The organism is Nostoc sp. JL34, assembly GCF_017114945.1.
Classification (GTDB): domain Bacteria; phylum Cyanobacteriota; class Cyanobacteriia; order Cyanobacteriales; family Nostocaceae; genus Nostoc.
Genome location: NZ_JABXKQ010000084.1, coordinates 1 through 18857, shown reverse-complemented (window position 1 = coordinate 18857; position 18857 = coordinate 1). Strand labels below are relative to the sequence as shown.

Genomic DNA, 18857 nt, shown 5'->3' with positions numbered 1-18857 from the left:
TGCTGTATGTTATGAGTAATCAGCAAGAGCCAGAAAATTTAGCCTTTGACAATGAGCATTCATTGCAAACTCTGGTGCGAACAATTACCCTTTCTCAAGAAACATTTTCGCTGATTTTACTGCGCTGTAACTATACTGATTTACGTCAGCGCATGGTAGAACGCCTGCGCCAATTATCTCCTGTACACATTCGCGAAATTACTTTACCTGCATCAGTCAAAACGCTTTACACAAATATACGCGAACAACTGGGAGATGAACAGCCACCTGCATTAATGATTTTTGGTTTGGAGTCAGTTAAAGATATTGATACAGTTCTGACTTCAGCTAACCAAGTACGGGAGGAGTTTAGAAAAAACTTCCCGTTTCCGATATTGTTGTGGGTTAATGATTCAGTTCTGCAAAAATTTATTCGATTAGCAACTGATTTAGAAAATTGGGCAACTATCACTGAATTTGAAAACCCTACCGATGAGTTAGTCAATTTCCTTCAGAAAAAAAGCGATGAAATCTTTGCTGGTGATGTTACGCCGAATCCCCAAATTTGCCGGGAACTAGAAACTGCTCGTCAAGATTTGCAAAACCGTCAAAAGGTATTAAAGCTAGGACTGCAAGCAAGTTTAAAATTTGTGCTTGGTTTAAATGATTATCTACATGATGAGATAGATTCTGCTTTAACATATTATCAACAAAGCTTGGAGTTCTGGCGACAAAGTAATTATTTAGAGCGACAAGGTATATTACTTGTTAATATTGCTTCAGTTTATAACCGCCAAGCTGAAAAAAATCAGACAGAAAATCAACGCTATTGGCAAGAGTCTAAAAATTACCTTCAGCAAGCTATTGAAATTTTTGAACAAGCACAACGTTCAGATTTAGTTGCAAAACACATTACTAAACTGGCTGAAGTGCTGCGACGTTTACAAGCATGGTCAAAGTTGCAAAGCCTTGTTGATAAATCTCTGCTGCTACATCAAAATTATGGCACGCCGTTGCAGTTGGCTAAAGATTATGGTTTTTTGGCAGAAGTAGCTTTAGAACAGTCACGCTGGGAAGAAGCTCGTAAACTTGCGGGGCAAGCATTGCAAATATTAGCTGATATCCCTAATCTTCAATCAGATGAATTTGGGTTGTATCGGTTTATTTTAGCAAAATCTCAACAGGGTTTAGGTCAATATAAAGTAGCAATTAATAGTTTAAAAAATGCAAAAAAGGAAAGTAATCATCAGTACAATCCACAATTATATATATCTATATTAGAAAGGTTGCGTTTACTCTACTTTGAACAAGGTGAATATCTTAAAGCTTTTAATATTAAGCAAGAGCAATTACAGATTGAACAACAGTACGGTTTCCGCGCTTTTGTTGGTGCATCTTATCTCAACCCGCAGCGACAAGCAATTAATTCTGCACAGTTGCAAATAGAAAATCCTGAAACCATTGCTGAAGAGATTGCAGCTTCTGGTCGGGGACAAGATGTTAAGCAGTTACGAGAAAGAATTGGTGGGACTGAGCATAAATTGACTATAATTCATGGTCAGTCAGGAGTGGGTAAAAGCTCAATTTTGCAGGGTGGATTAATCCCGGCGTTGCAACAGGAAGCAATTGGTGAGCGAGATGGTTTACCCATTTTGTTGCGAGTTTATACAGATTGGGTAGGGATCTTGGGGCGGAGTTTGGCTACGGCTTTTGAGGAAGTTAGAGGTAAGGAATTATTTGCTAATCTTGATTCTTCCGCGGCTATTTTAGAACAATTACGGAGAAATGCTGACCGGAATTTGTTGACGGTTTTAATGTTTGACCAGTTTGAGGAGTTCTTCTTTGTTTATCCAGACCAAGGTCAACGACGAGCATTTTATGAGTTTTTGCGCGTTTGTCTCGATATTCCTTTTGTTAAAATAATTCTGTCTTTGCGGGAAGATTATTTACATTATTTATTAGAGTTAGAACGTCTGTTTAATTTAAGTGCAATTAATAATAATATTCTCGATAAAAATATTCGCTATTATTTGGGTAACTTTTCGCCAGACGATGCTAAAGCAGTTGTGCAGAGTTTAACAGAACGCTCTCACTTTTACTTAGAGCCTGTACTGATTGATGAATTAGTGCGGGATTTAGCAGGTGAATTGGGTGAGGTACGCCCGATTGAGTTACAAATTGTGGGGATGCAACTGCAAACTGATAGAATTACAACTTTAGATAAGTATCGTCAGTTTGGTACTAAAGAAAAACTGGTTGAGCGATTTTTAAAAGAAGTAATTACAGATTGTGGTGCTGAACATGAACGTGTTGCACGACTGGTTTTATATTTACTCACAGATGAAAATGGTACTCGTCCCCTGAAGACTCGTGCTGAATTAGTAGCAGATTTGGTAGTAGAAGCCGATAAACTGGATTTGGTGTTAGAGATTTTTGTGGCATCAAGGTTAGTCTTGCTGCTACCAGAATCTCCATCTGACCGTTATCAACTGGTGCATGATTATTTAGTATCTCTGATTCGCCAACAACAGGGAGAGACATTAGTTACACAGCTTGAAAAAGAAAGAACACGACGTAAGCTTAGTGAAGATAGACTCACTCGTGTAGTAAATGCAAACGAGATATTGACAACAGCTCAACAGCAAGCAAAACGGGAACCTCTAGAGCAGAAAATTAAGATTAAGTGGGTAATATTAATGATCTTGATTAAAGCTGTAAGCATTACAGGCTGTGTTTCTGTCTTACGTCTTTATGGCTTGCTACAACCTTTGGAATTAGCAGCTTATGATCAGATAATGCGATCGCGTCCTGCTGAGGGATTTGATCCGCGTCTGCTGGTAATCACAATTGACGATGAAGATTTAGCCATTCAAAGACAAAATGGCGAGTCCTTGATCGGAGCTTCCATTTCCGAAAAATCTCTCAACAAACTACTGGCAAAACTAAAACAGTATAAACCCAGAGTGATCGGCTTATATATCTACCGTGATTTTAAGGTCAAAGAGCCAGATTTAATTACTCGTCTCCAGCAAACTCAGAACTTGGTTGGCGTATGCAAGGGGAGCGATCGCTCAGGAAATATCAAAGGCATTAAGCCGCCACCAGAAATCCCTCCAGCAAATCTGGGATTCAGTGACTTTATTCACGATCGCGATGGAGTAATACGTCGGCATCTTCTCTTTATGAACCAAGAGGCGACATCATTGTGTTCTGCTCCATATTCCTTCAGTTTACAACTAGCATCCCTTTATCTGCGCCCTTTAGGAATTCAAACAAAGTTCACCTCTGAAGGAAATTTGCAGTTGGGTAAGACTATTTTTCAAAACCTTTCGTCTCGTACCAGTTACAATATCGATGCCAATGGCGGTCAAATCTTACTCAACTATCGTTCTTCAAAAGAAATAGCCGAACAGGTAAAGCTAACGCAATTTTTATCTAGTCCAATTAACCCCAATGCCATCAAAAACCGGATTGTTCTCATTGGTGTGACTGCAAAGGGGGGTTCTCCAGACACCTGGTCTACACCTTATGGCATTCCTTTATATGAGCAAATGCCAGGAGTACTGGTACAAGCTCACATGGTCAGCCAGATCCTTGGTGCAGTAATAGATAAGCGACCTTTAATCAAAACCTGGTCTGAGCCAATGGAATGGTTGTGGATCTTCGCCTGGTCAGCCGTGGGAGCAAGTATTAGTTTAGTGTTATGGAGATTGCGTTCTTTGCAACTGTCAACCCCCAGTATCTTTATAGCAATAATTTGTCTTGCTGGTGGTTGTTACATGGCTTTGATATTAGGTTGGTGGTTACCTTTAATTCCTGCAATAGTAACACTATTATGCTCTATTATTCCTGTGCCAGTAGTACCCAGCTATCCTTTAGATAAACTCCACTTCCAGCGGACTTTAGAGTTAATAATAGAAGCCTATGATGGAAATTTGGCTGATGCTCGCGTAGCTGTTGGATATCTCATCAACTCCACTCCCAGAAAAAGCGCTGCTATTAATGATTTAATTATTGTTGCTATGGATGCACTTAATTCTTGTCAGACGATTGAAGACATAGCTACCGTTTCCAATCAGTTAGCTTGGATGCCTTCGCCATTGCCAAAAGCTATTAACTCTGTATTACCCCTATTTTTGCAAATTAGCCAAGAAGTACAAACTGCTTTGGATATTACGTTAGTAGACCGACAGTGCGAATTGCTTGATGAGTTAATAATTGCCCTGCGCTCTTTGTCGGTAAGCTTACCCTCAGAAAGCTTTAGTCACGAAGCTGCAACTTTTAAAAGTATTGCCGAACGTTGGTTAGTAATCCTAAATTATCAGGCTAGGAGATAAATAGATAACGCTTTCACAAATTTTGTAGGCTTGCAAGTGAGTACATGAGGCGTTGCAGAATAACCCGAATGTGAGCCAGAGCGATCGCCATCTCTTCTCTAACCCCCTTCTCCTCTCATAGGACGATGAAGTAAATTATTTGCCATGCCATCATCAGCTATGAAACAAAACGTCAGCCGAGGTTTTTCATGGCATTAGAAGGGGTGATTTTAGATATTGATGGCACACTAGTTTTAAGTAATGATATTCATGCAAATACCTGGGTAGAGGCATTTGCAGCTTATGATTTGGAAGTGCCATTTGAAAAAGTTAGACCACTTATGGGCATGGGTGGAGATCAACTTATTCCCAAAGTAGTGCCAGAATTAAATGGTGAAGAAGGAACTGGCAAAGCGATCGCTAAACTACGCAAAGAACTATTATTTGACAAATATATACCGAAAATAACTGCTGCTAATGGGAGCAGAAACTTAATATTAAAGATGCAAAAATCGGGCTTGCATCTGGTTGTCGCTAGTTCAGCCAGTTCTGAAGAACTTGAGATCATGCTCAAAATTGCCCAAGTAGATGATTTGCTATCGGAAGTAACTACATCCGATGATGCCGAAGCATCTAAACCTGCTCCTGACATTGTAGAAGCTGCCTTGAACAAAGGGCAAATGACTCCTGAAAAAGTCGTGATGCTAGGAGATTCGCCCTACGATATTGAGTCTGCCGGCAAAGCAGGGGTAGGTGTGATTGCTTTGCGCTGCGGTGGCTTTAGCGATGAACAACTGTCGGGAGCGATCGCAATTTACAATGATCCAGAAGATTTGCTACAGCAGTATGACTCTTCTATTCTGGGCGCAAATGCTTAAATAAATATCTGCCCCGTATGCCAGCCACCGACGCATCGAACGGCGGCATACGTTTATTGTGATTCTTCCCTTCTGGCTCAGACCTTAGTGTAATTATCGATGACTTTGGCTAAGTCTGGCACCGCTTCTTCTACGTGCTTTTTGGCTGAACCGCGAAGTTTTTCATAGGTTCCTCGCACGATTTGGCGCTTTGCATTCTTGACTCTCGCATCCGTGACACCCAGTAGCGCATCTGCCGTATGAGAGCGATTTGCACTCAGGTGTTCAATTGGGTTGCCTTTCTCTACGCCTTCACTCCACATAGGATCAAGTGCTGTGAAGCACTGCGGCAGGATCTGCTCAACTACGTATGGGATATACCCTGGCTTGACCCCCTTCAGGGCGGCGAAGGCAGTTTTTATAGCAATGCCGCTCATCCCTGACTTGGATGCAAGCTGTCTTTCTATCATGTTGCAACAGTCATCTATCACCATAGCCTTTTTGGTCGGATTCAAAAGTCCTTCGCTAAGTCCCATTTCACTCTTCCTTATCTAAGTACTTAATTCTATTCGACTAATTTTTTTAGCAAGCAGGAAATTACAGAAAATGGTATCAGAGTTAGAGAATTTTATGGATATAAGCCTTTTGTCGGGGCACACAGAAGTTCACTGGTGTCAGTTTAACCTAGAAGCCAGTACTGACAAGCATTCTCTGCTTGCTCTTATCATCTCCTGTTACAGCTATTTTCAGGTAAATAGACCAGGCTGTAGGAAACATTGAGTGTTTGAAAGCCGCGTGTAGACGCGGTTTATAACCGCCGATTTTACCTTAAATCCTGTCTCCTTCAATCTTGCACAGTCATTGGTAGACGAATAGTAAAAGTAGAGCCAATTCCTGGCTGACTTGTAACAATAATCTCACCGCCCATCATCTGGCAAAAGTGGCGGCTAATTGCCAACCCCAGTCCCGTACCTCCATACTTTTTCGTAGTCGAGGTATCTCCTTGTGTAAAAGGTTGAAATAACTGCTGCTGTTGACGGTGAGACATCCCTATACCAGTGTCGGTAACGGTGAAAGTAATGCTCCCCAAAGGAGCCTCCGGTCGAAATTCATCCTTTTCTCTCTTGACTGTCAGCGTCACCTTACCGTTTGTGGTGAATTTACTGGCGTTGCTGAGTAAATTTAACAACACCTGCCGCATCCTGGTTTGATCGGCGTACATGATACCAAGTTGCTCATCAAAATCCACTTCTAAAACATTGGCATTTTTTTCTATAGCTGGTTTGACAGTCAGGACAACGTTATGAATCAGCGTCGCAATCTCAAATGTCTCAGGATAAAGGGTCATTTTCCCCGCTTCAATTTTTGACAAGTCGAGGATTTCGTTAATCAAATGCAGCAGATGTTTACCAGCAGAGTTAATTGTTTCTAAGTCTGTGATAAAGTCTGCCGATAAACCAAGATCGGTGGCGTCGTCTTCTAGAAGTTGGCTTAAGCCAATGACAGCATTTAATGGTGTGCGTAATTCGTGGCTGACATTGGCCAGAAATATGCTTTTTGCCTTGCTAGCTGCTTCGGCTAATTCTTTAGCTTGTTGTAGTTCTTTTGTTCGCTCAGATACCCGCTCAATCAGACGATTTAGAGATTTGGCGAGTAGGCCAATTTCATCTTCAGTTGTGACGGGCGCTCGCAAATCAAAATTATGTTTCCTCGCCACTTGTTCAGCGACTTGGGTGACAGTAATAACTGGTTCAGCGATCGCCCGACTGGTACGCCAAGCTACAATAGCTGCGATCGCTACCGAAACCAGCATACTCAAGATCACGATGAATCGCTCAACGATTTTTGCCTGCTCAACCGCTTTTTGCCTTTCTTGCTCTTGATCTTCAGCAGTTTGCAGGATGTTAGTCAAGTTTTGCGAAAGCTGGTCTAGCCGCATGGCTGTTTCACCACGCATAATTGTCAATAACTGCGATCGGGCAGAGGAAATCTGCTGAGGCTGCACTTTTGGAGAGTCAATTTTCTGTAAGACAACCTCGATTTTGTCAACGTAAGCTTTTAAATTAGTCTTGTAATCCAGTAATAACGTCTGTAAAGTCGAACTTGTTGCTGCTAGTCTTTTAGGTTTACTGTCGATAAATCCGCCAATTTTTGACTCTAGTTGCTTGGCTTTTTCAACATTCTTCAGAAAATCAGCTTTTTTGCTTTGCAGTTGCTGTGAATTTTCCAATACAGCAACTAGGTTAGAACTATGTAATTGCGCCCCGATGACTGCATCTTTATAATTACTCAGTAGTTGCCCTTGTTCATAGGCTTGATTGAATTGTCTAACTTCCCTTCCCCGGTAGTAATTGGCGATCACTAATCCAGTCAGTGAGCCAAAAAAGCCAATTCCGATAGCTACAAAGTACCCATAGCCAATTTTTTGATGGATACGCCAAGAACTAGCTTTGAGTTTCCCTCGTGAGGGAAATTCTATGGTTGGGAGTTCGTCTGTCGATGGCTCTTCGGCTGACACTTTTTTGCTTTCTGAACTGCTGTCGTTAGGGGTTGGCTTTTGAGTTGGCATTTCTCAAACCTCCTTGCCTTCCCGCAAAAATCACCAAATTAGTCTAGCTTGTACAAACACTTCAATTAGTCTTTAACATCTACATTATCTTCTTTTATAGCAAGAGCAAATCATTTCTTACTAAATAATTAGCATAGTCTATACTATGAGAGTGCTTTTTATAGCAACATTAATAAGTACAATTACTAAATCAGCAGAATTCACTTTTTTCAGCAGCAACGAATAGTTCCCTTCACTAAAGACCCGCCTGAGAGCGTTTTTTCCTTACCACACTTCTTGCAGTTGATAGCAATGAGTTCTTGCCATCAGGTACGCCACTACTCTACCTTACTGCTTCCTTATGAAATTAATACAATCAGGAAAAAAACAAAAGGTTTGAAGTTGCTTGGGTATTGGGTATGGGGCATTGGGCATTGGGCATTGGTTATTAATTCTTCTCCCCCTGCTCTCCAGGCATCTCTATCATAAAATAGATTAAAAGTCTAGTCTATATGAATACACAAAAACTTTTATTACGTATTAATATCAATACGAATGGGTTAATTGACGAACGCGGCTTAAGATAGCTTTAATATCAGATGAAATCCGCTTCTAGGCTTATATAAATGAGAGGTGGACTGATTTTTGCATGATTTGTACTTAGATTTAGTACGATTATGAGCAAATGACACGGAATGGGATAATCACAACCTGAGGATTCCAGTTGATTCCAAAAAATAGAACTCAGATGGTTGATTATAATACATCTTGCTGCCTTCTGAGTTCTATCCTCCTACTGACTGTCTACCTTGTAGTTGATGCAGTAGATATTACGGGGCAATTATGGTTATAGGACACCAAAACCCTTTTGTGCCCTTTACCCAATTGTAATGATGCACTTGTACATTACCTAATCAACAGCCTTTTGGTTGTAATTATCCAGATTAGAAAAACTCAACTGTCAAATTTATGGGAGTGAAAATGCCAGAACAAGAATTTACGGAAACCGCATCCAAAGAGACTACAGTGGCAGAGATCAATAGCCAAACCGGAACTATCACCAAACTTCAGCCTCCCGCACAGTCTCAAGACGAATGGCTAAAATATGGGGAACAAATTTCTACCTTTTTAGCAACATTACCAGAATATCTGGGAGGCTTTTTTAATCAATATAAGCAACCCCTGGTAACTGTTGGTTTAATTGTGGGAGCGATTGTTGGGGTTAAGGTACTCTTGGCAATATTAGATGCTTTGAATGATATCCCCTTGGTAGCACCTACTTTTGAGTTGATCGGTATTGGTTATTCTGCCTGGTTTGTTTACCGCTATTTACTCAAAGCCTCAACCAGGAAAGAGTTAACTAGTGAAATCACCACTCTGAAATCACAAGTGGTTGGTAAGCAAATTCCAGAAGCTTAATATCTGACTATCGCTTCCCCTGCAAAGAAGCTGCGCGAATGCTCTAATTCAAAATTCAAAAAAAGATTTTTAATTTTAAGTCTCTAATTTTGAATTTTGAATTTCCCCGCAGGGGGTTGAGCATCCCAATTTTTAATTAAAAATCTAAAATACTCACTGAGACGGGCTTCCTGCGGACAAGTTACCTTTTAGGTTCGGCTTTGGAGCGAGTGAAGGGACTGGAGACACGCTACGCGATGTCTGCGGCGGGTTACGCCTACGCACTATATTTTGAGATGGAATTGCCTCCAACTTGCCGCGTTTTACTAAAGCTTGATGAATCATCGCCGCTACTTCAGCCCGACTAGCTACTTTGTTGGGATCAAGGACTTGTGGATTTGGATAGTTAACTACCAGACCATTAGTTGTAGCAGCGGCTATTTTGCCAATAGCATAGTTTGGAATATCTTTAGCATCTTTATAGACACTTAAAATCTGATTTGGAGAAGTGGGTGCTTTCAAATTCAACCCACTGACAAGGGCAACTAAAACTTGCACTCGTGAAATATTTTGTTGTGGTTTAAAGGTTTTTTTCGGGTAGCCTTTGAGAAATCCGGCATTGATGGCTTGGTCAATTGCTGGACTTGCCCAGAATTTTGCTGGTACATCTTGAAATGCGATCGCAGTTTTAGATGGTTCTTGGTCAAAGGCTTTTTGCAGTATGGCAGCAAATTCGGCGCGGTTTACAGGCTGATTTGGTCTAAAAGAATAATCAGGAAACCCTTTGAGAATACTACGGGAAGAAAGAACGTCTATAAAACGCCGACCCCAAAAGTTATTGGGCACATCGTTAAATGCAATTGGCGGCGGAATAATTGATTTTTGTTTTGCCGGAGTTACTAAAGGCAATGCTAATGATGTAATTGATGACTCAACACCTGTTGAAGGGGATACAGGCGTCTGTGGTTGTGGAGATTGAGTTGGGATTACCTGAGCAGATGGCAACACTGCGGGGGAAGGAGTTGCGCTGTTCGTGGGGAGTGAAGGTGTCTGGGGTTCAACAACAGCCTCAGGTGGAGAAGAGGGCAAAGCCTTGTTGGGGACTGCATTTGGTTCTACCTTGGGAGTAGGGTAGGGCAATACCTGATTTGGTTGAACACTAGCAGACGGAGTGGAAGAAGGCGACAGCAGCCCGTTTAAGTTCCAGCTAGAATCCCTGCGGGACAATGACCAAAAAAGAATCGCTCCGATAGTGGTGAAGGCAACCAGAATGGCTATAAATTCATCAAAGCCAAGGGCAGTTCTTTGGGATGACTCCGGTTCGGAAGGAGGTCTATTCGTCATCGTGATTACCCTGGTAGCAGTAAAATTTGTATCTAAACAAATTAAGCCACAGATGACTCTTTTACACCAGCCCTTTTTAATTCATAATTCGTAATTCATGGTAAAACATTGGGTTTCTTCTCACGACAAGCCGCTTTGCGTCTACGCAATTGGGCAGATGATCGGCTCTTTCATCGCCACTCAACAATAAATTACCTTTTAAATATTCTCTACCCAGATTAGAAATCGCCCGCCACCTACTTCCAGTTGCCCTTGACAGATCACTAGTCTTACTAAATACCCAAACTGAAACCGGATTTTAAGGGTGGCAGAATGTAAAATATTAACTTATTGTTTACCTGTCTTTGTAAAAATCAGGGTGTCTAGTGCCAGAAGAATTCAGTTGCCAAATCTCACCGCCATTTTTGTCTGAGGGTAGCGATCGCGATCTTGGTTTAGAGTCAACCCTCCAAGAACTACCAATGTACAACTTCCCGGTAGAAATCAACCACACCGGTATGGAAGCGGCTAGTTTTTTGGAAAAATATCCCCTACTACCAGGAGTAATTTTGGTAGAACAGGGACAATTCATTGGGATGATTTCCCGGCGGCGACTGCTGGAATTTTTGATTCGCCCCTATGGACAAGAGTTATTTGTTCAGCAACCATTAGCCGTTCTCTACAGCTATGCGCGAACACCAATTTTGCTGGTTGCTGATACAACATCGATTTTAACTGCGATGCAACTTAGCTTGAAGCGATCGCCAGAATTATTAGCAGAACCAATTGTAGTACAAACTGAATCTGGTGCTTATAGATTGTTAGATGTTCAAGAATTAAATATTATTTCTTGGCAAATTCGAGGAATCGACAATCTGGTGCGGTATGAACGCAGCCAAGCCCAAATGATTCAAAATGATAAAATGGCAAACCTGGGACGTTTGGTAGACGGCGTAGCCCACGAAATTCTAGACCCAGTGGGTTTTATTTGGGGTAACATAACTTATGTTTCCAGCTACAGCCAAGATTTACTCAAGCTGATAGCGGCTTACGATCAAGAGTTACCATCAGTTTCTCAGGCAATTAATCAGATTAAAGAAGAGATTGAATTTGATTTTTTAGAACAAGATTTGTCGCGATCGCTTGCGAGTATCCGCACGGGAGCCGAAAGATTAAAAAAACTTGTCACTAGTTTACAAAACTTCTGTCATATCGATGAACTTTATCCCAAACCAGTAGATTTACATGCTTGCATAGATAGTATCATTTTATTAATTAATAGCCGGATTCAAGGAGAAATTGAAATCGTCAAATATTATGGACAATTACCCCCAGTATATTGCTTTATGGGGCAATTAAACCAGGTATTGATGAATCTTTTAAGCGAAGTTGTAGATACTTTACTCAATGAAGCAGTTCGACAGCAGTTGCATTTGGAAGAGGCTAAAACTGTTCAAAAACCCCGAATTGAGATTACCACAGAAGTTATTTCCCAAGAAGCAAGCAATCCTAATGTAGCAGATTCTCGCTGGATTTTAATTCGCATTGCTGACAATGGCTCTGGAATGTCTGAAGAGTTACAGCAGCAAATTATGGAGTCTTTTTCGCTGGAAACAAAGAATGGTAAAAATACTAGTTTAGCAGTAAGTTATCGAATTATTACCGTCAGACATGGTGGGAAATTGAATTTTCATTCACAGACTGGTATAGGTACAAAATTTGAAATCTTATTGCCTTTGGTTTGATTAAACCTCCGCTAGTGCTTTTTTGTGCCCGCAAGATATAGATTCCCGACTTCTTAGAGAAGGCGGGGATCTTGTTTTTTATGAATGATTACTCATATAGCGATCGCTCGAACTCTGCGGGAAGCTGCCACGCGCCCTATGTATGCAATCCAATCTGAATCTCTCTGCTAAAAGGCCATATATTACCCGCATTTTTCTTAACATTTATGAGAGTGATCGCTCACGAAAATCCGAAGTATGTTATATCAAGGTGCGTAGGCATAGACCCTTGTAGACATCGCTTTGCAGATTTTAGTAAACAATTCGATCAATTATGAAAATCAAACTCAGATAACTGAGATAATAAAAATAAGTTTTTTACTCAGCACTTGTTCTTGGGCACGGGGTAAACCCTAGCTATCTGCTAACAAGCACTGTTTTGGTGAGAGTCAAAAGGTGTTTCTTTCAAAAAGGGATGCTCCTTGAGAATCAAAGATAAATGCTTGCTTTCCTCACAAGTTCCTCAACTTGTTTTGCTATAAACATAAGTATGGGGTAAAAATCTTTAACAAATTTAAAATTAAAAAGTTGCTAAACATAGTTGAGGGTTTAGTCATTTTTGAGAATCCAGTATTTGGAAACCCAAAACCGTAAAGACCAATTACCAATGAAATCGGAGGTCTATATGATGTTTAAAAAGATTCTAGTTGCATTAGATCGCTCGGAAATAGGGCAACAGGTATTTGATGAAGCGTTGGGTTTAGCAAAGTTAACACAAGCTAGCTTAATGCTACTGCATGTCTTATCTCCCGAAGAAGAGGGGAGTCCTTACGGGCCTATGCTGTCCAGTTTTGACTACTATCCAGGATTGAGCCATCAAAGCTTCGAGTTATACCAAAAAGAGTGGGATATCTTTAAAAATCTAGGAATCCAGATGTTGCAATCTTTCTGTGTTCAAGCTAACACAGCAGGTGTGACTACGGAATTTACACAAAATGTTGGTAATCCTGGTCGGATTGTTTGTGACTTAGCCCGTACTTATGGCGCTGACCTAATTGTTATGGGGCGTCGGGGTCATTCTGGGCTGGTGGAACTATTTATCGGTAGTGTGAGTAACTATGTCCTTCACCATGCTCCTTGTTCAGTGCATGTTGTCCATCTTTCAGTTACTCCTAAAAAAGATGAAGTAGTCAAAGAAACTACAAGGACTTTCAGCGTTAATTAACTACTAATATTGCATAAGTCTTAGTGAGCCAAATTCTGAATTTACTTTGTTCTCGCCTACTTAATTACCTCAATCTATGACCTATATGAGCGAAAGGTGGATCTATGAAAGAAGAGACTATCGAGATCACTGGTTTTCACGCTCATGTTTACTTCGATCCTGCAAGTCGCGATGTAGCTGCGCGTGTACGTGAAGGATTGGGCGCTAGGTTTGACGTGCAACTCGGACGCTGGTTTGACAAGCCCATCGGGCCCCACACAAAAGGAATGTATCAAGTTGCTTTCTTACCGAATCAGTTTGATAAAGTTGTTCCTTGGTTAATGCTCAATCGTGAGGGATTGGATATTCTCGTCCACCCTGAAACAGGCGATGCTGTGGCAGACCACGCGGTTCATTCCCTATGGTTAGGAGAAAAGCTAGATTTGAATATTGAGTTTCTTCGACAACTGAGTTCGACTTTATCCAATTAAGGGAAGTAGCCCACTTTATTAGGCAAAAGTTTTGTTCTGGAGCGTGAAAGTTTTTCTATTGTGACTAATTATGGTGAAATTGAACTTTTTCAATTTCTTAATAAATAAAGGTTTCAGCCTATGCATAGACGCTTTTAGCAGCTTGTCGAGCTTAGACTATGACTGAAACTTAAACTAAGTGTAGCGAAAAATTGCTCCTCTTGTGGTCTCCCCAAAAAGAGCAATTTTTCAAGAGAGAACTAGCTAGCGTTCCACATCCGCAGAAAATGGGTATTAAATCCCCCTTAATTCCAGATAACTGTTTATTAATGTGACCTTTGCCAATAAAAATGAGGAATTAGTTTTACAAAACGGTATGCTGTTAAGCAGCATTTCCACCAAAAGAAATTTGTCCAATGAAAAATACCTCTGCGAAGGAAAAAATTGCAGGCATTTCCCAATTTGGCAAAACTAATTTCAGAGTCACGAAGAAACAGATTTTATTTAGTACCCTCATCCTATGCCTTGGTTTGCTGGGGTTGGGTGGTTTCTGGTTTAAATCCAGATATAAATTTGATAATAAGATGACTGTAAAGTTACAAGAATTATCTAATGTCGATTATCCAGTCAATCCTGCGCCTTTAGGCAAAAACTTTCAAAGATATTCTCAGAGAAAATTAACAATTATTAAGAGAGATGATACGCATTTTGATTTTGTGCTTGAGCCAACAGATAACAAAACAGCACAAATAGTTATAAAAAATATTGATTTAGAGCTATTAGTCCCGAAAGCACCCGAATGGGTTAAAAAAGATCAAGGTTTAGAAACAATCGCTTTTACAGACCGGGAGTGGAACAGACAACAGGTTAGTTTTCCTGCTAATTCCAAAAATATAGAAATTGTTGGAGGAGACGGTTTTGAAAAGCAAAACCTTGTAGAGGTCGCCTTGGCTAATAATTGCTTAAATGCAGGATTTTGGGAAATTTTACTTTTTACTAAAGAGGATGGTAATAAATCTCTTTATTATCAAAGTTGGTTCACTTTCCCAATGGGACATTACAAAAATATTTTTGAAAATATTAATCATATTTCTTATTGGCGGCATTGGTGGAAATTAGAACACTGGCAAGATCCAAGTGGCACAATAGTAACAACTAATCTTCTGAGAAATGTCATTGATCAAAAAGAAGTCGCTACTCAGTTTCCCCTTGATGAAAAGATAATTGTATCGGGAGAGCAAAGTAGAAAAGTGAGAACGACGCTAGCTACCAATATCACAAAATGGAGAGATTTTTATGACGCTAAAAATGAAATTAAATTTGCCAGTTTTCGACCCCCAGGATTTTACGATCAAAATAAGCCTTGGGCAAATCAATACTGGAGAATAGGCAAATTTGATAAAGCTATTCTAAGGAATATTAAACCGATTGGTGTTGAAACAAATTTACAAGAAATTGAGTTAGTATTTACAGATACTAAGACTAATGAACAAAATAGATTATTTATTAGTGGGATGAATCTGAAAAACCTTCCTCAATTGCCTGTGAAAGAGTATCCTAAAGGCTTATATATGCCGATGGGAATTGGGATACCTCCTTTTTATCAAAGCTACGATGAATTAACAAAAAATCATCCAGATGTCAGCCCTTACTTCAGTTTTTTACTAGATTCCCAAGAGCGTTGGATAGATCATCACCACTTAGCAGTTGATGGTTCAGTAATGCACCTTGATAAAGATAACCCAAATCTTTTACATCTTTACTTGCTATCCTACGAAAGGAATACTTTAATAGCTCATTTTTTGCTCAATTTAAAATAGATATCTCACTTATCTTATTGTCTAGTTGTCTAGCAAGAGAAGAAGAATCTTCACCTATGAAATTAAACTAACCGATTGATTTTAATATTTAGTCAGTCGGTATTTCTTTGAGTAAAGCTATCCACATATCAGACGGATCGGAATAGTAATCAATTTCTTCAATTTGATATTGATAAGATTCACAACCTTCTCGTAAAATAATGCGATCGCAGGGTTTGATACCTTTCCCTACTCCAGTCATATACCCGATCATTCCTTCATTAAGGCGCTCAAATACATAGTCGCTTCCCCAAACTTGTTGGCTATAATCATGGATTTTATTCTTTTGTTTTAATAGATTAGCTGGAAAACTAACCAGAGGGAATTTATTTAAAAAACTAAAACTTAAGTTCATACCTGTTCTGATTGAAGATAAGGCACTTAAAAGCAATTTAAAAATAGAATTAATAATTCAAAATTCAGTTGTTTTAAGACTTAATTCTGAGATATTAATGTTTAATTTATACTAAATGTATCTTTTGTAAGATAAACTATTGATGTCATGATGATGCTATATGTCAGGAAAAACTTCACTATTGTTAATATTATTGACTACTTTATTACCTCCAATATTAAGTATCTCATGCAATACCAGAGATGATAGCAGTCATTGTTTCACTATTCACTTAAATTTACAGTACGATTCACCGCAGATTCAACTGTAAAATCACCTAATTATTAGACAATATTTGGTCAGATATGAGTGTTTTTTGCTTAAAGAGATAATATGAATTTATCAATCTTTTATGTCTTAAGAATGGCGTTCATGTATCTTTTTTAAGATAGATAAACTCTAGTTACCGCTCATAGTTTTTAGGGCTGTATCTACCTGTTTCAGTAGTACTTCTAGGGTGGAAGAGTTATCTAAAACTACATCTGCATGAGCCACTTTCTCTTCGATAGGTAGTTGGCTGTTGATCCGAGCTTGTGCCTGTTCTCTATTTAAATGGTTTCGTTGTATCAATCTTTGTAGTTGTTGCTCTTGGGAACAACGCACTACCCAGATTTCTGTAACTAAATCAGTCATTCCCGCTTCAAATAATAGAGGCACTACTAATACCAGTGTTTGTGAGGAAGACTGGGCAATTGCTTTGAGGAAGCGATCGCGCACATAAGGATGAATCAAATCATCTATCCAGTTGCGTTCATCTTGACGATTAAAGATAACTTCGCCTAGCTTTTGGCGGTTGAGGCTGCCATCTGGTAGTAAAATTTGTTCGCCGTAACGTTGAGCGATCGCACTGAGAATAGGCGAACCTAAAGATACTGCCTCTCTAGCATAAATATCTGCATCCAAAATTGGCAGATTATAAGTGCTAGCTAAATAATTTGTGACAGTGGTTTTACCTGTGGCAATACCTCCGGTTAAGCCGATTATATGTTTTGTCATTTGTTATTTGTTATTTGTCATTCTCCCCTGTTCCTCTATCTAAGAATTTGTTGCCCATGTTATCAGTGCTTGGGTTAAACCATCTAAAGTATATTCTTCAGCTTCTACATCCACACGTCCGAATAAAGCATGACAAGTTTTGGAGGTTTGGGGGCCGATAGAGGCAATACAAACTCCTTCTAAGAATTGGCTAGCATCAGAGTTGTTGGAAAATATCTTGTCAGTAAGTTGACAGAAAAATTGTACAGTTTTAGAACTGGCAAAGGTAATCACATCTATCTTGCGGTTTTGGAGAGCTAACTCTGCCGCAGGTGGAATACCACTAGGACAACAAGATTGATATGCGGCAACTTCAATTACCTCTGCTCCCTTGAGAGTTAATTCCTTAACTAAAACTTCTCTCCCGCCGCTTTCAACTCTGGGAAATAAAACCTTTTTACCATCCAGTTTCTCTGGAAAATTTTCCACTAAAGAATCGGCAATAAAGTTGGGGGGAATAAAATCTGCTTGGAGAGAGCGTTGTTTGAGACTTTGGGCTGTTTTCTCGCCAACAACGGCAATTTTGACGCCTGCTAAAGCACGGGTATCTTTACCTTGGGTGGTTAGCCTTGCAAAAAAGTAGTCTATGGCATTAGTAGAAGTAAGAATTAACCAGTCGAAATCAGATAAATGAGCGATCGCATCATCCAAAGCTTCCCAACCAGAAGGCGGGCCGATTTCTAAGGTAGGCATTTCGATGACTATTGCACCTAATGCAATGAGGCGATCGCTAAATTGACTGGACTGGCCAACTGAACGTGTCACTAAGATTGTTTTACCAGTAAGGGGAAGGGGAGATAGGGAGAAATTGCTTGACATAGCAGGGGGGCTAGAAGTTTTGACTGTAGTCGAATCCTGACAATCTATTTTCTCAGGTTGTAAGTACTTGCGTAGCCCAACAACTTCGCCAATCACAATTACTGCTGGAGAAAGGGATAATCCGGTGGTTTGTTCCAAAATATTGCCCAGTTGTGCTGTCCAAACTTGTTGATGAGGAGTTCCTGCCCAACGGATGATGGCAATGGGTGTTAAGTGTGATCGCCTGTGCCGCACCAGTTGATGTACAATCTCCGGTAGATGTTGCCCTCCCATCAAAATTACCAGTGTCTCTAAGCGTGAGAGTGCCTCCCAGTCTAAAACTTCTGGTTCATGGGCTGTAAACACTGCAAAAGTGCGACTGAGAACTGGATCTGTGAGGGGAATTCCTGCTAACAATGGGGCTGCAAGGGCTGAGGAAATTCCTGGTACTAGTTCAAAATCACAACCAGATGCTTTCAACGCTTCAATTTCGGAAGTGCAACGCCCAAAAATCAACGGATCGCCTGATTTTAGCCGTACAACTTGTTTTCCTTGCTGGCAGTGCTTTACTAGTAACTTGTTAATTTCAGCTTGGTTTGTACTGGGTTTACCACCGCGTTTGCCGACATCCAATTTCAGGCAATCATCTGGTACGCACTGCAATAGTTGAGCATCTACTAAAGCATCGTAGACTAACACCTGAGCAGCAACTAAGAGATTGTAAGCTTTTACTGTTAGGTATGCCACATCTCCAGGCCCAGCACCTACGAGGTAGACTTTGCCCCTTTCTTGAGTCATAGTTATTTGTCATTTGTCATAGTTATTTGTCATTTGTCATTTGTCATTGTTATTCTTCCCCTACTTCCCCTGCTTCCCTGCTTCTTTCCTAATCCCCAGTCCCCAGTCCCCAGTCCCCAGTCCCCAGTCCCCAGTCCCCAGTCCCCAGTCCCCA

The 18857-nt window shown here is 40.3% G+C and carries 13 protein-coding genes; 7 read left to right on the top strand and 6 right to left on the bottom strand.

From position 1 onward, the window contains the following. Window positions 1-11 precede the first annotated feature (11 nt). Both HWQ44_RS33580 and HWQ44_RS15940 read left to right on the top strand, forming a co-directional pair. A complete protein-coding gene (locus HWQ44_RS33580) occupies window positions 12-4316 on the top strand; it encodes a CHASE2 domain-containing protein (protein ID WP_335202242.1) in 4305 nt (1434 codons plus the stop codon). A gap of 188 nt (window positions 4317-4504) precedes the next feature. After that, the gene (locus HWQ44_RS15940) at window positions 4505-5173 is read left to right on the top strand and encodes an HAD family hydrolase (protein WP_292720209.1); all 669 of its coding nucleotides are present in this window, start codon (window positions 4505-4507) and stop codon (window positions 5171-5173) included. Window positions 5174-5250: 77 nt separating this feature from the next. Here the strand turns inward: HWQ44_RS15940 and HWQ44_RS15935 are convergent, their stop codons facing one another. Further along, complete coding sequence (locus HWQ44_RS15935) at window positions 5251-5688, bottom strand: hypothetical protein (RefSeq protein ID WP_292720207.1); 438 nt, start codon at window positions 5686-5688, stop codon at window positions 5251-5253. Between the two features lie 308 nt (window positions 5689-5996). Next, window positions 5997-7721: an ATP-binding protein gene (locus HWQ44_RS15930; RefSeq protein WP_292720205.1), complete on the bottom strand. Its 1725-nt coding sequence runs from the start codon at window positions 7719-7721 to the stop codon at window positions 5997-5999. Window positions 7722-8681: 960 nt separating this feature from the next. On the opposite strand from HWQ44_RS15930, the gene HWQ44_RS15925 reads away from it, so the two are divergent. Beyond that, complete coding sequence (locus HWQ44_RS15925; protein WP_292720203.1) at window positions 8682-9119, top strand: CAAD domain-containing protein; 438 nt, start codon at window positions 8682-8684, stop codon at window positions 9117-9119. Between the two features lie 153 nt (window positions 9120-9272). On the opposite strand, the gene HWQ44_RS15920 is transcribed toward HWQ44_RS15925, so the two are convergent. Next, window positions 9273-10442, bottom strand: coding sequence for an S-layer homology domain-containing protein (locus tag HWQ44_RS15920; protein WP_292720201.1), 1170 nt, complete (start codon window positions 10440-10442; stop codon window positions 9273-9275). A gap of 365 nt (window positions 10443-10807) precedes the next feature. Here HWQ44_RS15920 and HWQ44_RS15915 point away from each other — a divergent pair, with 365 nt between their 5' ends. The 4 genes from HWQ44_RS15915 (at window position 10808) to HWQ44_RS15900 (ending at window position 15639) form a co-directional block, all read left to right on the top strand. After that, on the top strand, window positions 10808-12166 hold the full coding sequence (locus tag HWQ44_RS15915; protein ID WP_292720199.1) for an ATP-binding protein: 1359 nt from the start codon (window positions 10808-10810) through the stop codon (window positions 12164-12166). Between the two features lie 667 nt (window positions 12167-12833). Then, complete coding sequence (locus HWQ44_RS15910) at window positions 12834-13370, top strand: universal stress protein (protein WP_292720293.1); 537 nt, start codon at window positions 12834-12836, stop codon at window positions 13368-13370. Between the two features lie 104 nt (window positions 13371-13474). After that, a complete protein-coding gene (locus HWQ44_RS15905; RefSeq protein WP_292720197.1) occupies window positions 13475-13840 on the top strand; it encodes a DOPA 4,5-dioxygenase family protein in 366 nt (121 codons plus the stop codon). 395 nt (window positions 13841-14235) lie between these two features. Next, window positions 14236-15639 carry a hypothetical protein gene (locus HWQ44_RS15900; RefSeq protein WP_292720195.1) on the top strand — a complete coding sequence of 468 codons (1404 nt, stop codon included), beginning with the start codon at window positions 14236-14238 and terminating at the stop codon, window positions 15637-15639. A gap of 88 nt (window positions 15640-15727) precedes the next feature. Here the strand turns inward: HWQ44_RS15900 and HWQ44_RS15895 are convergent, their stop codons facing one another. The 3 genes from HWQ44_RS15895 to cobA form a co-directional block, all read right to left on the bottom strand. Beyond that, window positions 15728-16033: a hypothetical protein gene (locus HWQ44_RS15895; protein WP_292720192.1), complete on the bottom strand. Its 306-nt coding sequence runs from the start codon at window positions 16031-16033 to the stop codon at window positions 15728-15730. 438 nt (window positions 16034-16471) lie between these two features. After that, the gene (coaE, locus tag HWQ44_RS15890) at window positions 16472-17068 is read right to left on the bottom strand and encodes a dephospho-CoA kinase (RefSeq protein ID WP_292720189.1); all 597 of its coding nucleotides are present in this window, start codon (window positions 17066-17068) and stop codon (window positions 16472-16474) included. Between the two features lie 39 nt (window positions 17069-17107). Then, complete coding sequence (cobA, locus tag HWQ44_RS15885; RefSeq protein ID WP_292720187.1) at window positions 17108-18703, bottom strand: uroporphyrinogen-III C-methyltransferase; 1596 nt, start codon at window positions 18701-18703, stop codon at window positions 17108-17110. Between the last annotated feature and the right edge of the window lie 154 nt (window positions 18704-18857).

What these genes read in the sequence shown, in the direction of transcription:
- HWQ44_RS33580 (WP_335202242.1), top strand. Translation starts at nt 12, where the DNA reads ATGAGTAATCAGCAAGAGCCAGAAAATTTAGCCTTTGACAATGAGCAT.
- HWQ44_RS15940 (WP_292720209.1), top strand. Translation starts at nt 4,505, where the DNA reads ATGGCATTAGAAGGGGTGATTTTAGATATTGATGGCACACTAGTTTTA.
- HWQ44_RS15935 (WP_292720207.1), bottom strand. Translation starts at nt 5,688, where the DNA reads ATGGGACTTAGCGAAGGACTTTTGAATCCGACCAAAAAGGCTATGGTG.
- HWQ44_RS15930 (WP_292720205.1), bottom strand. Translation starts at nt 7,721, where the DNA reads ATGCCAACTCAAAAGCCAACCCCTAACGACAGCAGTTCAGAAAGCAAA.
- HWQ44_RS15925 (WP_292720203.1), top strand. Translation starts at nt 8,682, where the DNA reads ATGCCAGAACAAGAATTTACGGAAACCGCATCCAAAGAGACTACAGTG.
- HWQ44_RS15920 (WP_292720201.1), bottom strand. Translation starts at nt 10,442, where the DNA reads ATGACGAATAGACCTCCTTCCGAACCGGAGTCATCCCAAAGAACTGCC.
- HWQ44_RS15910 (WP_292720293.1), top strand. Translation starts at nt 12,834, where the DNA reads ATGTTTAAAAAGATTCTAGTTGCATTAGATCGCTCGGAAATAGGGCAA.
- HWQ44_RS15905 (WP_292720197.1), top strand. Translation starts at nt 13,475, where the DNA reads ATGAAAGAAGAGACTATCGAGATCACTGGTTTTCACGCTCATGTTTAC.
- HWQ44_RS15900 (WP_292720195.1), top strand. Translation starts at nt 14,236, where the DNA reads ATGAAAAATACCTCTGCGAAGGAAAAAATTGCAGGCATTTCCCAATTT.
- HWQ44_RS15895 (WP_292720192.1), bottom strand. Translation starts at nt 16,033, where the DNA reads ATGAACTTAAGTTTTAGTTTTTTAAATAAATTCCCTCTGGTTAGTTTT.
- coaE (WP_292720189.1), bottom strand. Translation starts at nt 17,068, where the DNA reads ATGACAAAACATATAATCGGCTTAACCGGAGGTATTGCCACAGGTAAA.
- cobA (WP_292720187.1), bottom strand. Translation starts at nt 18,703, where the DNA reads ATGACTCAAGAAAGGGGCAAAGTCTACCTCGTAGGTGCTGGGCCTGGA.